Source organism: Neisseria flavescens (assembly GCF_001618065.1).
Lineage (GTDB): Bacteria > Pseudomonadota > Gammaproteobacteria > Burkholderiales > Neisseriaceae > Neisseria > Neisseria flavescens_A.
In genome coordinates, this window is sequence record NZ_LAEI01000055.1 from 1 (window position 1) to 15,929 (window position 15,929).

Annotated in this window: 12 protein-coding genes and 1 pseudogene; 7 read left to right on the top strand and 6 right to left on the bottom strand. The window is 49.8% G+C overall.

Annotated elements, in window-relative coordinates:
- Nucleotides 1-247 precede the first annotated feature (247 nt).
- From TW89_RS08365 to mltG, 3 genes are all read right to left on the bottom strand, one after another.
- Nucleotides 248-1,528 carry a malic enzyme-like NAD(P)-binding protein gene (locus tag TW89_RS08365; protein WP_004520118.1) on the bottom strand — a complete coding sequence of 427 codons (1,281 nt, stop codon included), beginning with the start codon at nt 1,526-1,528 and terminating at the stop codon, nt 248-250.
- A gap of 263 nt (nt 1,529-1,791) precedes the next feature.
- Nucleotides 1,792-2,418: a dTMP kinase gene (tmk, locus tag TW89_RS08370; protein ID WP_128581134.1), complete on the bottom strand. Its 627-nt coding sequence runs from the start codon at nt 2,416-2,418 to the stop codon at nt 1,792-1,794.
- Nucleotides 2,419-2,485: 67 nt separating this feature from the next.
- Nucleotides 2,486-3,481, bottom strand: coding sequence for an endolytic transglycosylase MltG (gene mltG, locus TW89_RS08375; protein ID WP_128581135.1), 996 nt, complete (start codon nt 3,479-3,481; stop codon nt 2,486-2,488).
- A gap of 156 nt (nt 3,482-3,637) precedes the next feature.
- Between mltG and ampD the strand changes: the two genes are divergently transcribed.
- The 4 genes and pseudogenes from ampD (at nt 3,638) to galU (ending at nt 9,206) form a co-directional block, all read left to right on the top strand.
- Entirely contained in the window at nt 3,638-4,162 is a 525-nt protein-coding gene (ampD, locus tag TW89_RS08380) for a 1,6-anhydro-N-acetylmuramyl-L-alanine amidase AmpD (protein ID WP_128581136.1), read from the top strand.
- Between the two features lie 177 nt (nt 4,163-4,339).
- Nucleotides 4,340-5,607: pseudogene (locus tag TW89_RS08385) on the top strand (cell division protein ZipA C-terminal FtsZ-binding domain-containing protein).
- A gap of 140 nt (nt 5,608-5,747) precedes the next feature.
- Complete coding sequence (gene ligA, locus TW89_RS08390) at nt 5,748-8,216, top strand: NAD-dependent DNA ligase LigA (RefSeq protein WP_128581137.1); 2,469 nt, start codon at nt 5,748-5,750, stop codon at nt 8,214-8,216.
- Nucleotides 8,217-8,342: 126 nt separating this feature from the next.
- On the top strand, nt 8,343-9,206 hold the full coding sequence (galU, locus tag TW89_RS08395) for a UTP--glucose-1-phosphate uridylyltransferase GalU (RefSeq protein ID WP_128581138.1): 864 nt from the start codon (nt 8,343-8,345) through the stop codon (nt 9,204-9,206).
- Between the two features lie 53 nt (nt 9,207-9,259).
- Here the strand turns inward: galU and TW89_RS08400 are convergent, their stop codons facing one another.
- Nucleotides 9,260-10,756 carry a TrkH family potassium uptake protein gene (locus TW89_RS08400; protein ID WP_128581139.1) on the bottom strand — a complete coding sequence of 499 codons (1,497 nt, stop codon included), beginning with the start codon at nt 10,754-10,756 and terminating at the stop codon, nt 9,260-9,262.
- Nucleotides 10,757-10,927: 171 nt separating this feature from the next.
- On the opposite strand from TW89_RS08400, the gene TW89_RS08405 reads away from it, so the two are divergent.
- The 3 genes from TW89_RS08405 to TW89_RS08415 all read left to right on the top strand — a co-directional run bounded on the left by TW89_RS08405 (nt 10,928) and on the right by TW89_RS08415 (nt 11,977).
- On the top strand, nt 10,928-11,203 hold the full coding sequence (locus TW89_RS08405; protein ID WP_128581140.1) for a type B 50S ribosomal protein L31: 276 nt from the start codon (nt 10,928-10,930) through the stop codon (nt 11,201-11,203).
- Nucleotides 11,203-11,328 carry a type B 50S ribosomal protein L36 gene (gene ykgO / locus TW89_RS08410; protein WP_003685279.1) on the top strand — a complete coding sequence of 42 codons (126 nt, stop codon included), beginning with the start codon at nt 11,203-11,205 and terminating at the stop codon, nt 11,326-11,328. Before TW89_RS08405 ends, ykgO begins: the two co-directional genes overlap by 1 nt.
- 241 nt (nt 11,329-11,569) lie before the next feature.
- Complete coding sequence (locus TW89_RS08415) at nt 11,570-11,977, top strand: MliC family protein (protein WP_128581141.1); 408 nt, start codon at nt 11,570-11,572, stop codon at nt 11,975-11,977.
- A gap of 85 nt (nt 11,978-12,062) precedes the next feature.
- On the opposite strand, the gene ileS is transcribed toward TW89_RS08415, so the two are convergent.
- Nucleotides 12,063-14,855, bottom strand: a complete 2,793-nt coding sequence (gene ileS / locus TW89_RS08420; protein ID WP_128581142.1) for an isoleucine--tRNA ligase — start codon at nt 14,853-14,855, stop codon at nt 12,063-12,065.
- Between the two features lie 138 nt (nt 14,856-14,993).
- On the bottom strand, nt 14,994-15,920 hold the full coding sequence (ribF, locus tag TW89_RS08425; protein WP_128581143.1) for a bifunctional riboflavin kinase/FAD synthetase: 927 nt from the start codon (nt 15,918-15,920) through the stop codon (nt 14,994-14,996).
- Nucleotides 15,921-15,929: the final 9 nt, after the last annotated feature.

Consider the following 15,929-nt stretch of genomic DNA (forward strand, 5'->3'; position numbering starts at 1 on the left):
AATCAGGTATCCAAGGGAGATTAAGGGGATATTTGAGTAGAATCGGTGGATATTTGAAACGAAAACAGCCGAAATCCTGTTTTGGGCTTCGGCTGTTGAGGAAAGGGCTATTTTGCAAAGGTCTCAGCTTACCATGTTCATCATTCCAGCCGTTTCATTAAACTCTCTATAAAATACGCGACAAACAAAAATGCCGTCTGAAATACAACTTTCAGACGGCATTTTCAATCAAATACTACTTACCGGATTACAATTTCAAACCGGCCAGTTTAGCAGCATACGCATCCAAATCAGCGATTGGACGGGTAGCCACGCCGCTTTCCATTGCTGCTTTAGCAGTAGCTGTAGCAACGCGAGGCAACAGGCGGGAGTCGAATGGGGTAGGAATCAGGTATTCCGCACCGAATTCAAATTTCTTACCGTAAGCGGCAACCACTTCTTCAGTTACCTCTTCCATCGCCAAATCAGCCAAAGCATACACGCAGGCGCGTTTCATTTCTTCATTGATGGTGGTCGCGCCGACATCCAATGCACCACGGAAGATGAATGGGAAGCACAATACGTTGTTTACTTGGTTCGGGAAGTCTGAACGGCCAGTACCGATGACCACATCCGGACGGGTTTCTTTTGCCAATGGAGGCAGAATTTCCGGATTTGGGTTTGCCATAGCGAACACGATTGGTTTTTCGTTCATGGTATTCAGCATTTCAGGAGTTAGCAGGTTTGCACCGGACAGACCCAAGAAGATGTCTTTACCTTTAACGGCATCAGCCAATACGCGTTGGCCGTTATCTTCAATAGCGTAGAACTGTTTGGACTCGTCCATACGGTCTTTGTCTTCACGGGTTTTGTAAATCACGCCTTTGGAGTCGCAGACAGTTACGTTTTCACGTTTCAGACCCAAATCCAGCAATTGGTTCAAGCAAGCAATCGCTGCGGCACCTGCGCCGGAGCACACCAAAGTCGCTTCTTCAATTTTGCGGCCGGTATAACGCAAGGCATTCAGTACAGCGGCAGCGGTAATGATGGCGGTACCGTGTTGGTCGTCGTGGAATACAGGGATTTTGCAACGTTTGCGCAATTCGCGTTCGATGTAGAAGCACTCAGGCGCTTTGATGTCTTCGAGGTTGATACCGCCGAAAGTCGGTTCCAAAGAAGCGATGATGTCTACCAGTTTTTGCGGGTCTTTTTCATCAATTTCAATATCGAACACGTCAACGCCGGCGAATTTTTTGAACAATACGCCTTTGCCTTCCATTACAGGTTTACCGGCCAATGCGCCGATGTTGCCCAAACCCAACACTGCGGTACCGTTGGAAATCACGGCAACCAAGTTGCCTTTGGCTGTGTATTTGTAGGCAGTTTGAGGATCAGCATGGATTTCCATACAAGGAGCGGCTACGCCCGGAGAGTACGCCAACGCCAAGTCTTTAGAAGTGGCCAAAGATTTGGTTGGGGTAACGGAGATTTTGCCCGGCACGGGGAATTCGTGGAACTGCAGGGCGGCTTCTTTTAATGAATTTTCCATTTATCGATCCTGTTTGCGAGAGAGATTTTACAGCGAACAAGTCTGAAACAGGCTGCTTCAGACGTTTAAAATTTCTAAAGTCGGGTTATTAACAGACCGGCTTTGTAAGGGACCGTAATTTTATCATGTTCTTTCAGTGGCGCATACCGATATTTATTACATTTGTTTTGATATTTCGTTTTATTTGGTTTTATGTCTAAAAACTTCTGTAATAATATTTCTTCGCCACATTACCCTTCTTTCAGACGGCATTTTATTTAAACTTAAACATTCAATCCAAAATGATTGTCTAGCGCGGTTTCAATCTGATTTTTTACTGCGTCCAGACTTTGGCTGCTATCGATGACGGCATAGCGTTCCGGCTGTTCGTTAGCACGTTGCAGATATACTTCGCGCACCCGATTGAAAAACTCGGCTTCTTCTTGTTCAAAGCGGTCTTTCTCACGCGTTTGATTGATTCGCGCCATTGACACTTCCAAAGGCACATCCAAGAGCAAGGTTAAATCTGGGCGGAAATCGCCCTGCACCCAATGCTCAAGCGTGGCAATATCTTGCAAGGGAACGCCTCGTCCGCCGCCTTGATAGGCAAACGTTGCATCGGTAAAGCGGTCGGAAACGACATGTGTGCCGTTTTTCAGGGCAGGCAGAATGACGGTTTCCAAGTGTTGCTGTCTGGCGGCAAACATCAGCAGGGTTTCAGTACGCAGGCTGACTTGGGTAGCAGGGTTGAGCAGGATTTCACGCAATGCTTCTCCGGCCTGAGTACCTCCCGGTTCTCGCGTAAACAATACGGGCAATTGGTGTTTCTCAAACCATGCTTTCATTACGGCGAGGTTGGTGGACTTGCCTGCGCCGTCTATACCATCAAGGGTAATAAATCTGGGTTTCATATGGATATCGTCAATTTAAAGGCCGTCTGAAACAGGGATTATAAATGTTTCAGACGGCCTATTCGGTTTATTTCTTCAAAATATATTTGCGTACGGCAGCGTTGTGTTCAGAAAGATTGTGGCTGAACTCGCTCAAACCCGTACCATCCATTTTTGAGACGAAATACAGATATTTTTCATTAGACGGATGACCCGCCGCCTCAAGCGCGGCCTTGCCGGGAAGCGCAATCGGCGTCGGCGTCAAACCGCTGCGCGTGTAGGTATTGTAAGGCGTATCGCGTTGCAGGTCGGCTTTGCGGATTCTGCCTTTATACGCATCGCCCATGCCATAGATAACAGTCGGGTCGGTTTGCAGGCGCATGCCGATATTCAGGCGGTTGACGAATACGGCGGCCACATGGGCGCGGTCGTCTTCGTGTGCGGTTTCTTTTTCAATCAGACTCGCCATAATCAGCATTTCGTACGGATTTTTATAAGGCAGGCCGCTTTGACGGTTGTCCCATGCTTCTTGCAGGTTTTCCCGCATTTTACGGTAGGCGATTTTGTAAATTTGAAGATCGCTGCCGCCGGCATCAATTTCGTAACTATCCGGGAAAAACTGTCCTTCAGGATTGCTGCTCAAGGCATCGGGTGCCACTTCGGCCATCAGTTTTTCATCACTCCAACCGCGCGTATCGTGGGCAATGTCGGCAGTGTTGTCGATAATACGGCGCATCTGGGCAAAACGCGCGCCTTCCAAAATTTGTACGCTGACCGAATCAGGGCGGCCTTTTTTAATGCGTTTTAAAATGTCCCAAGCCGATACTTTGGAAGACAGGCGGTAAGAACCGGCATTAAGTTGGTTGTGTACGCCCATCACATATGCGGCGGCTACTAAAACATAACGGTTATAAACAATGCCGTCTTGAGCCAGTTTGCGGCTGACGGAAGAGATACCTTGGTTTTTGGTAATGGTGATACGGTATGGTTTGCCGTTGTTTTTCGGAACAAACAACAATGCGGCAACCACGGCGGCAAATGCCGTCAAAAATACGGCCAGCCATTTCAACAATTTTTTCAGCATGGTAGGATTCTTGGTTTGTGAACGTGTCGGGCGACAGTATAACCGAAAACAAGCGCACCACGCCTGCCACCTTACCCAACGTATGTTTTCCTATCCCGAAAGGCCGTCTGAAACCATGAATTCTCCTTCAAAAACACTTGGCAAAACGGCCGTTGGCTGAATGCACGCCAAACTCATTCGCCTAATTTCAGCCCGCGCGAGCCGGATGAAAACGTCTCATTGGTTGTCCTCCACAATATTTCCCTCCCTCCTTTTGAGTACAACACAGGGGCAGTGGAAAAATTGTTTACCAACCAAATCAACCCTGACGAGCATCCTTTTTTCAGCATCATCCATACCTTGCGCGTTTCCAGCCATTTTTTCATCAGCCGTAAAGGTGAAACCGTCCAATTCGTTTCCTGCGACGACATGGCCTATCATGCCGGCGTATCGTCATTTCAAGGCAGAGAAAAATGCAATGCTTTCTCCATCGGTATCGAATTGGAAGGCTGCGATTTCGAGCCTTTTACCGAAGCACAATACACCAGCCTGCAAGCCTTGCTGACCGCTATTTCCGAACATTACCCGATTCAGGCCGTTACCGGTCATCAGGACATCGCGCCGGACAGGAAAACCGATCCCGGAAATTTCTTCGATTGGCCACGCCTTCAAAAAGCAGGTTTCCCCATCCGGCGCGGATAACTTTCAGACGGCCTGAACCACGATTGGCAGACATAATGCTGTCACAACCGTTTATTTTCGTTATAATTCAGCTATTCATTCGGACGCATAAAGTCCGGCTCCAACGAACTTCCCATGCAGCAAGATTCCGCACCCTAAAAAAGACGGAATGCTGCCTTTTTAAAAAGTGATTACTCCATGATTTTCATCGTCTTAGCCCTCGCCGCTCTTTTGGCGGTCATCGGTTACAACATGTACCAGGAAAACCAATACCGCAAACAAGTGCGCGAACAATTCGGCCATTCCGATAAAGATGCACTTTTGACCAGCAAAACCAAGCACGTCCGCGACAGCAAAGAAACCGGCGGCCAAGGTTTGTTTATCAAGAAAAACAAAAAAACGAAGAGGCATTGCGCAACCTGCAAGAGCAAGATGAAATCTACGCGGCAAAAGCCAAACTGGCTCACCCTGCCCAACTTAAAACCGATGTCGAACTGACTGTGGAAGACGACTTCTCCGCAGAAGAAAAAGTCCAACACACCGTTATCGGCTTGAACAACGAAATTACCGTAAGCCCAGCCGAAGCCGCTTCTGCTCCGGTTGAAACTGCAGCCGAGCCTGTGGCACAAGTACCGTTGATCAGCTTGGACGAATTGTCTCAAGTCGAGTTGCCTTGGTTTGACCCGCGCTTCGACTACATGGCCTACATCTCCCTGAAACAAGCCCAAGAATTGCACGCCCTGCCACGCCTTTCCGGCACTCACTGCTTCCAAATCATCGGTTGCACCATGGACGACCATTTCCGCGTTGCCGAGCCGATTCCGGGCGTTTACTACCAAGGCTTCGTTATGGGCCTTCAGGCTGTCAGCCGCAACGGTTTGGCCGCGCGTGAAGAGCTGCAACACTTCGACCAACAGGTTGATGCTTTTGCCCAGCTGATGGACGGCAAAGTTTTGCATACCGACTTGGACGCGTTCACCGAAGTCGCGCAAGCCCTCGACCAATTCTGTGCGCGTGTTGACCAAACCATCGCTATTCACTTGGTTTCCCATTCCAACATCAGCGGCGTAGAATTGCGTGCCGCCGTGGAGGATACAGGCTTCAAACTCGGTGAAGACGGCGCGTTCCACTTCGGCGATAACAACAATCCCCAATTGTTCTCCATCCATACTTTGGACAACAAACCGTTTACCAATACTTTGCTGGACAACCAAGCCTACCGCGGTTTCAGCATGCTGCTGGATATTCCGCATGTTCCTGCCGGCGAAAAAACTTTCGACAAATTTATGGACTTGGCAGTCAAACTCTCCGGCCAACTCAGCTTGGATTTGGTTAACGACCAAATGGAAGAAGTTTCCACCCAATGGCTCAAAGACGTACGCAACTACGTTTTGGCCCGTCAGGAAGAAATGCTTAAAGTCGGCCTCAAACCCGGCAGCAAACAAGCCCTGCGCCTGTTCTCTTAAACTTCCTCAAACAAAAAGCGGATATGCAATGACGGCATATCCGCTTTTTTCAGGTAAAATCCCTTCATCTTCAATATTCATCGATTTTCAGACGGCCTCTCTATCATCAGGCCGTCTGAAAACTCTATTCCGATTACACAATGAATCCGACCGCACAACGTATCAAATACCTGACCGACCTCCTCAACCGCTACGCCTACGAATACTACACCCTAGACGCGCCCAGCGTACCCGATGCCGAATACGACAAATTGTTCCGCGAGCTTGAAGCATTGGAGCGAAACTACCCCGAGCTTAAACTGCCCGACAGCCCGACCCAGCGCGTCGGTGGTGAGCCTTTGGCAGGCTTTGCCGAAGTGAGCCACGAAGTACCGATGCTGTCGCTGACCAACGCCTTCTCGCCACAAGATGAAAACGGCGTGTTCGACCATGCCGAAATGTATGCTTTCGATGAGCGCGTGCGTGGCGGTTTGAACGGAGAAAAACCAGAATACGTTATCGAACCTAAATTTGACGGTCTGGCCATCAGCCTGCTCTACCGCGACGGCGTATTGATTCAAGCGGCAACGCGCGGCGACGGCACCACAGGCGAAGACGTTACCCAAAACGTCAAAACCGTATCCAACATTCCCCTGCGCCTGCATGGAGAAAATATTCCCGAGCTTATCGAAATACGCGGCGAAGTACTGATGCTCAAAGCCGATTTTGCCGCTTTAAACGCACGACAGGCTGAAAACGGACAAAAACCTTTCGCCAATCCGCGTAATGCCGCCGCCGGCAGTCTGCGCCAACTCGATTCGCGCATTACCGCACAGCGCAAACTGCATTTCTTCCCCTATTCCATTGCCCGACAACAAGGCGGTTTTATCGCAGAAGAACACCTGCAAGAGTTGAGCTACTGTAAAGAGCTTGGCTTCAGCCTGCCTGATGGTAATTTCGGCTGTTTCCAAAATATCGAAGAAGTATTGGCGTTTTACGAGCAAATGCAGCAAAAACGCCCTACTCTGCCCTACGAAATCGATGGTATGGTGGTCAAAGTTAACAGTCTGGCGCAACAAGAAAAACTGGGTTTCATCTCACGCGCACCGCGCTGGGCCATTGCCCACAAATTCCCTGCCGAAGAAGCATTGACCATTGTCGAAGCCATTGATGTACAAATCGGACGCACCGGCGCAGTAACCCCGGTTGCCCGCCTGCAACCCGTATTCGTCGGCGGCGTTACCGTTACCAACGCCACCCTGCACAATCAGGACGAAGTATCTCGAAAAGACGTGCGCGTTGGCGACACAGTTGTCGTACGCCGCGCCGGAGACGTGATTCCCGAGGTGGTGCGCGTAATTTTTGAACGCCGCCCAATGCAGGAGATCAACATTGCTGTTTCAGACGGCCTGCAAGACGATTTGTTTGCCAAAACACCTTCTGAAACCCAATCAGAACCGCTTCACAAACCTTACCGCCTGCCTACCCATTGCCCTATCTGTCACAGCGAAATCGAACGTGAAGAAGGCGAAGCGGTTGCCCGATGCAGCGGCGGTATGCTTTGCCAAGCACAACGCGCGCAAGGTTTAATCCACTTTGCCTCACGCAAAGCCATGGACATCGACGGACTCGGTCAAAAACAAATCGAGCAGCTTGTAGCACAAGACCTCGTTCGCCATTTTGCCGACCTCTACCGCCTCGATATTCCAACCCTGCAAAAAATGAAGGAAACAGCGGATAAAGCGTCAGCTAATGAGGAAGAACCATCAAACAATGAGATTGAAGACTTTGAAGGCGAGAGCGGCAATACCCTGCTTAGCAAAACCAGTAAAAAACAGCCGACCAAATGGGCAGAAAACATCCTTGCAGGCATAGAAGCCAGCAAAACGCCTGAACTTGCCCGCTTCCTTTTTGCCCTCGGCATCCGTCACGTCGGTGAACGCACCGCCAAAACGCTGGCACAGGCATTCGGCACACTAGAAAACGTCCGCCATGCACCTGAACCCATCCTCGCCTGCCTGCCCGATATCGGCACGGTGGTTGCCCACTCCATCGCCCACTTTTTTGCCCAAGAAGCGCAACAGGCGATGATCGACGAGCTACTGGCTGTAGGTGTTGCCCCGCAAAGCCAGGCTGTCACTATCCCGCCGTTGCGCCATGCCGAGCCGCAACGCTGGATTGCCCGCCTGCCCGATTTTAAAATCAGCGAAACCAAAGCACTGGCCTTGTGGGAGCTTGCCGGACAAAGCATAGAAGGTTTGCAAACCGACAAGGCGTTGCCTGCCGATTGGCAGACATGGCGCAGTAAACCGCAAAACGCAGCCCTGCTTGAAAATATGAAAACTTTTTTTGCACAAACGCTGTCTAATCTTCAAGATGAAACTATTTCAGACGGCATTAACGAGGCCGTAGCAGGTAAAACCTTTGTATTGACAGGGACTTTACCCACGCTCAAACGCGACCAAGCCCAAGCTATAATCGAAGCCGCAGGCGGTAAAGTTTCCGGCAGCGTATCCAAAAAAACCGACTACGTTGTCGCCGGAGAAGCAGCAGGCAGTAAATTGGAAAAAGCCCAAACGCTGGGCGTGGCCATATTAACCGAAGAAGAATTACTGACGTTGCTGAGATAAGACAGTATCTACAAGCAATCCGCCTTTTCAAGCCAACTGCTCCCTTATCATGTGGTATCATCGCTACATGAGACTACATCTTTACACTTTTTGGGTATAAACCCACAGTTAAAATAGGATAATAATATGAAACCCATTAAAAAATGCGTCTTTCCCGTTGCCGGTATGGGCACCCGTTTCTTGCCTGCGACCAAAGCCAGCCCCAAAGAAATGCTGCCTATCGTGGACAAACCTCTGATTCAATATGCAGTTGAAGAAGCGGTTGAAGCCGGCTGTACTGAAATGGTGTTCATCACCGGCCGTAACAAACGCAGTATCGAAGACCACTTCGACAAAGCATACGAGTTGGAAACTGAATTGGAATTGCGTCAAAAAGACAAACTGTTGGCGCACGTTCGCGATATCCTGCCTTCCAACATTACCTGCATGTACATCCGTCAAACTGAAGCATTGGGTTTGGGTCATGCCGTATTGTGCGCGCAGGCTGCCGTTGGTAATGAGCCTTTTGCCGTTATTTTGGCAGATGATTTGATTGATGCGCCTAAAGGCGTGCTAAAACAAATGGTTGACGTGTATAACCAAAGCGGCAACAGCGTTTTAGGCGTTGAAACCATCGATCCTTCCCAAACAGGCTCTTACGGTATCGTTGAAGTTGAAAAACTGAAAAGCTATCAACGTGTAGTCAATATTGTTGAAAAACCAAAACCGGAAGAAGCACCTTCAAACCTCGCAGTTGTCGGCCGCTACATCCTGACTCCGCGTATTTTTGACTTGTTGACCAACCTGCCCCGCGGCGCCGGTAACGAAATCCAACTGACAGACGGTATTGCGCGCCTGCTCGACCATGAGTTTGTGTTGGCTCATGCGTTTGATGGCAAACGCTACGACTGCGGCAGCAAATTGGGTTACCTTGAAGCAACCGTGGCTTATGGTTTGAAACACCCTGAAACTGGCGAACAATTCAAAGAATTGATCAAACAATACGCTTAAGCCCAGCCATTATAAAAAGGCCGTCTGAAATTTCAGACGGCCTTTTTCTACACTTATTTCTTCCAATATGCCGGAGTAAACAAAATTAAAACGGTAAAAATCTCCAAACGTCCCAACAACATCACAGCCGTACACAGCCACTTCTGTACATCGCTCAGCGCGGCATAATTATGCGACGGACCAACTGCACCTAAACCCGGCCCTGCATTGGTAATACAGGCAATGACTGCCGTAAATGCGGATAAAAAGTCCAAGCCTGCCGCCATCAGCAAAAAGCTGAATACGATAACCGTCATAAAGTAAATAAAGATAAACGACATAACGGTCAGCGCCATGCGATCCGGAATAGAACGGTTGTTGACCTTTACCGTACGAACCGCACGCGGGTGCAGTAAAATCAACATTTCGCGCAAGCTGAATTTGAACAACACCAACGCACGTACATTTTTAATACCGCCACCCATAGAGCCTGAGCTTGCCAACACGTTAGAAAGGAAAAACATCCACAACGACACAATCAGCGGCCATTGGGCAAAGTCTGCATTGGAGAAACCGCTTGCCAATCCGATGGACACAAAGTTGAAGCTGACAAAGCGCAAAGCTTCGCCAAGGCTTTGGTACACGTCCTGCTGCCACAGATACAATGCCGAAATCAAAATACTGCCCGACAAAACCAGCAGCATGGTGCGGCATTCTTCATCCTTCCAATACACCCGCCAAGAGCGGTTGCCCAGCGCAGTAAAATGGCTGGCAAAATTGATACCGCCCCAGACAGTAAAAAACATCAACGTCCATTCGACTGCCACAGAATCAAAATAGGCAACGCTGTCATCATGTGTCGAAAAACCGCCCAAGGCCACTGCCGACATCGCATGGCACAAGGCATCAAACCAACCCATACCGGCAATATGCAAGGATACAAAAGCCGCAGCAGTTGTCAGCGCATAGGCAAACCATAGCCGTTTGGCCACTTGCGAAATGCGGGGCGCCATCTTACTTTCTTTATCCATACCCGGAATTTCCGCTTTGAAGAGCTGCGTCCCCCCCACGCCCAACATTGGCAAAATTGCCACAGCCAGCACGATAATACCCATACCGCCAAGCCAGTTGAGCATGTGTCGCCAAAAATTCACCGATGGTGCCAACGTATCCAAACCGGAAATCACTGTTGCCCCCGTTGTCGTCAACCCCGACATCGCCTCAAAAAACGCATCGGTAAAACTCATGGACGGCATATAGAAATAAATCGGCATCGCCGCCACGACAGCAAAGGCCAGCCACAGCATCAATACCAAGGTAAATCCGTCACGCGGCCGCAACTCACGGTTGAAACGCAGCGTCAGCACCCAAGTTACACACGACACCAGCAATACGGTCAAAGCCGTATAGGCAAACACGAGAAACGCGCTGTCGTGATAAAAATACGACATCAGTGTCGGCACGGCCAACAGCAATGAAAACAACAGCCCCAGCTTGGACAATACATGGACAATCGGCATCACCTTGCTTACCGCACCGCCCAATCTGAAACCCTTATGCAGATACATCATATTCCTATCATCAGAAAACAAAATGTTTCAGACGGCCTCATAAAAAAGGCCGCCTGAAACCGCATATTTTATCAAAATGCCACAATCCCGTGATAAAGAAAAACAAAAAACACTTGCCTGCTCTTTTTCTAGGAGTATAATGTTATACCATAACATTTACTGGAGAAAGAAATGAAACCTAATATCCACCCGGACAACTATCGTACCGTCCTGTTTTACGACAGCGGCGCAGACCAAGGATGGCTCATCCGTTCATGCGCCAATACCCATGGCAAAACCATGGTTTGGAAAGACGGCATAGAGTATCCCCTCTTCTCACTTGATACCTCTTCCGCGTCCCACCCGGTGTACACAGGCAAACAACGCAATGTCAATATCGAAGGCCGAGCCAGCAAGTTCAACCAACGTTACCAATCCATGATGTCTTCCTTCAGAAAGGATAAATGATGCAAGTCCTCTCATCCCTAAAAACTGCAAAAAAACGACACCGCGACTGCCAAATTGTCCGCCGAAAAGGCAAAGTGTACGTTATTTGCAAGAGCAACCCCCGCTTTAAAGCACGCCAGCGTTAAGCGGCCCAACCCATATTTCAATGTAACTCTCTGAATTTTCCGCACTTTCGTTTACCTCTAGCGCAAGTGCGGCTTTTTTTCAAACGGCATTAATCATTCATATCAAAACTACAAAAAATCCTGCCATACTCCCAAAAACAGGAAGAAAAAGTAAATAATGGTTATCCCTATTGTGAAGCCATAAAGATATTTATAACATGCCGCTACATTCTTCCTTCAACACTGACCATAGGAGTCAAAAATGAAAGTAAAAGCCCTGCTTGCAATTGCCGCAGCCATGAGCCTCGCTGCCTGTGCCGCACCTGAAGCCCATCGCCATGACCATGGTCAACGTCATGAGCACAATCATGCACACGAACATGGCCACCAACATCATGACATGCACAACCACGGCCGTGTTCAATCATTCAGCTGCGAAAACGGCCTGTCTGTACAAATCCGCAACCTGAGCACCGATCAAGTTGAATTACGCCTTGACGACAAAGTTGCCACCCTGTCTTCTGCCGTTGCAGGTTCAGGTGAACGCTATGTTGCCAACCAAGGCCTGTTCGGCAAAGGCGCTGAATGGCATCAAAAAGGCAGCGAAGCATTCTTCGGCTTCACTGACCCATACGGCAACAAAGTAGAAACTTCTTGCTCTGCCCGCTAATTTTTACTTAGCAATAGAATAGCTGAAGGCCGTCTGAAAACCTATTACCAAAGTTTTCAGACGGCCTTTATCTTAGACCAAACAATTAAGCGTAATGTCTTTCTTCGCCTTTGCCATCAACGTTGTCGGCACAACGTTTACAGATGGTTTCATGGCCTGCAACTGCGCCTACATCGTGGGTGTAGTGCCAGCAGCGTTCGCATTTTTCACCATCGCTGGCTTTAGCGGTTACAGCAAGTTCATTACCTACTTTCACTTCAGCTTTAGACACCAGCAAAGCAAAACGCAACTCTTCGCCCAAAGTGTTCAGATAGTCGGCAATTTCTTCCGGAGCCGTAATTTCAGCTTCTGCTTGCAATGAAGAACCAACGGTTTTGTCTGTACGCAAAGGCTCGATGGCGGCGGTTACGGCTTCGCGGGCTTCGCGGATTGCCGTCCATTTTTTCACCAGTTCGGCTTCGGCTTTTTCGTTGATGGGCGGGAACTCATGCCATGTGTGGAAGAGGACGCTGTCTTCTTCGCCGCCGCCAATGATGTCCCATGCTTCCTCGCCGGTGAAGCACAAAATCGGAGCAATCAGCAGAACCAAACTGCGTGTGATGTGATACAGGGCAGTTTGCGCGCTGCGGCGTGCATGGCTGTCTGCTTTGGTGGTGTAGAGGCGGTCTTTCAGGATATCGAGGTAGAACGCGCCCAAGTCTTCCGAGCAGAAAGAAACAATGTCTTTTACGGCAAAGTGGAAGGCGTAGCGAGGATAGAAGTCGCCTGCCAGACGCTCTTGCAACTGACGTGCCAATACCACGGCGTAGCGGTCGATTTCCACCATGTCTGCCTGCTGCACGGCATCTTCAATAGGATTGAAGTCGCTGAGGTTGGCAAACAAGAAGCTCAAGGTATTGCGGATACGGCGGTAGCTTTCAGTTACGCGTTTGAGGATTTCTTTGGAAATCGCCAATTCGCCGCTGTAATCGGTGGATGCCGCCCACAGGCGCAGGATATCCGCGCCGAATTCGTTATAGACTTCTTGCGGTGCAACGACGTTGCCGATGGATTTCGACATTTTGCGGCCGTTTTGGTCAACCACGAAACCGTGGGTCAGAAGCTGTTTGTACGGGGCGCGGCCCATGGATGAAGCGCAACCGGTCAGCATAGAAGATTGGAACCAGCCGCGGTGTTGGTCGCTGCCTTCGAGGTAGAGGTCGGCAGGCCAGTCTAATTCTTCGCGCTGTTTCAAGACAGAATAATGGGTCGAGCCTGAGTCGAACCATACGTCCATGGTATCGGAAAGTTTGTCGTAATTTTCGCAATCTTCCGCGCTCAAGAGTTCGCTCTTATCAAGAGAGAACCATGCTTCGATGCCTTTTTCTTCGATGCGTTGTGCTACTTTCTCCAAAAGCTCAGCAGAGTTCGGATGCAGTTCGCCCGTTTCTTTGTGAACAAAGAAGGTCATCGGCGTGCCCCAGTAGCGTTGGCGCGAAACCACCCAGTCAGGACGGCCTTCAATCATGGCTTCCAAACGCGCACGACCCCATGACGGGAAGAATTCGGTGTCATCAACGGCTTTGATGGCTTTGTCGCGCAGGGTTTTACCGTCAGCACCTGCTTTGTCCATACCGACAAACCATTGGCCGGTCGCACGGTAAATCAACGGCGTTTTGTGGCGCCAGCAGTGGGCGTAGCTGTGTTCGATTTTGCTGCTTGCCAAGAGGTTACCGGTTTCTTCCAACCATTGCAGGATAACGGGATTGGCTTCCCAAACGCGCATACCAGCGACACGAGGTGTTTCGCTGATGTATTTGCCTTCGGCGTTGACAGGGTTGTAAAGCTCGATGCCGTATTTATTGCAGACAGTGTAGTCTTCCAGACCATGCGCAGGCGCAGTATGCACCAAACCGGTACCGGCATCGGTGGTCACATGTTCGCCGTTGAGCATGGGAATATCGCGTTCGAGGAACGGATGATTCATGTGCAGGTTTTCCAGCTTGTCGCCTGTGGTTTCTGCCAATACTTTCAGGTCGTCTGAAGCGAAGCCGTAACGTTTGAGCGCGTCTTCTGCCAAATCTTTGGCCAATACCAATTTACCTTTAGGCGTATCAATCAGTTGATACACCACGTCTGCGCCAGCTGAAACAGCTTGGCTCGCAGGCAAAGTCCAAGGCGTGGTTGTCCAGATAACGGCAAACGCTTTGCCTTTGATGCCGGACAAACCGAATGCGGCGGCAAGCACGGCAGTGTCTTTAAACGGATAGGCAACATCAATCGCAGGCGATACTTTGTCTTTGTATTCCACTTCGGCTTCAGCCAAGGAAGAGCCGCAGTCCAAGCAGAATTGAACCGGTTTCGCGCCGCGGTAGAGATAGCCGGATTTGTAGATTTCGCCGAGCATACGCACGGTATCGGCTTCGGTTTTGAAATCCATGGTCAGGTAAGGATTGTCCCAGTCGCCCAGCACGCCCAAGCGAATAAAGTCTTTTTTCTGACGGGCAATCTGTTCGGCGGCGTATTCGCGGCACAATTCGCGGAAACGGGCTTTAGGCATGTCTTTGCCGTGCAGTTTTTCTACCATCACTTCGATAGGCAAACCGTGGCAGTCCCAACCCGGTACATAAGGCGCATCAAAACCGGCTTGGGTTTTGCTGCGGATAATGATGTCTTTGAGAATTTTATTGACGGCATGACCGATGTGGATGTCGCCGTTGGCATACGGAGGGCCGTCATGCAGAATGAATTTCGGACGGCCTTTGGCGATTTTGCGCAGTTTTTGGTAGCGTTTTTGCTCGTACCAGCTTTTCAGCCATGCAGGCTCGCGCTTGGCAAGATTGCCGCGCATTGGAAACGGGCTCTCGAGCAGGTTTACGGTTTTACTGTAATCGGTCATTTTTTGATCTCTATTGTTGCGGTATTTCGGTTTCAGACGGCCTGATTGCTCATTTTGAAAAGAACAGGCCGTCTGAAAAAATTCAAAGGACTTATTGTAGCCCAATTGTCTTGATTTTATAAGCTTCTAGACGCGTTTCTATGCTTCCCAAACCCTCGCATCTTCCATATCTTGCAAAATTTGGGTTTTCAATGCTTCGATGCTCTCAAATTTTTTCTCGTCACGCAGTTTGTGCAGGAAGTGGACGAAGATACGTTGTCCGTACAAATCGCCGTTGAAATCGAACAGATGGACTTCCAGCTTCTGCGAGCGGTTGTTGCTGACAGTGGGGTTAAAACCAAAGCTGGCAACGCCTCGGCGCGAGCCGAATGTGCCGTCTGCTTCAACGACAAATACGCCGCTTAAAGCATAATGATACGGAGGAAGCTGGACATTGGCGGTAGGCGCGTTGATGGTGCGGCCGAGTTTTTGCCCGTGTTTGACCTTTCCGCTTAACACGTAATCATGGCCCAACAGTCTTTTGGCGTATTCCAACTTGCCGTCTGAAAGGGCTTGGCGGACGGCGGTGCTGCTGGTACGGATGTCTTCAACGATAACGGACGGCGTGCGCTCGGTTTGCATATCGGGCTGTTGTGCCAAGAGTTCAAAACAGCCTTCACGGCCGGCACCGAAACGGAAATCGTCACCAATCAACAAATAACGCGTGTTGAGCGTTTGGCGCAAAAGTTGGTCGATAAACGCTTGTGCGCTCATATCGGAGAAAGCTTGGTTAAAACGCAAGACCCAAACGGCATCCACGCAGCCGGTTTCACGCAAAAGGCGCAATTTGGTACGCAGCGGGCTGATGCGGTAAGGCAGCTTTTTCCCGGCTTTGCGCGCAAAAAATTCTTTGGGCTGGGGCTCAAAAACAACAACGACAACAGGCAGACCGCGCTGGTCTGCCTCTCGTTTGAGCTTCTGTAGAATGTGTTTGTGCCCGAGGTGTACGCCGTCAAAGTTGCCGATGGTTACGGCGGCTCCTTGCGGAAATTTGGGCGCGTGTCGCTGTCCAAGCCAGATGTTCATGGGTGGTGG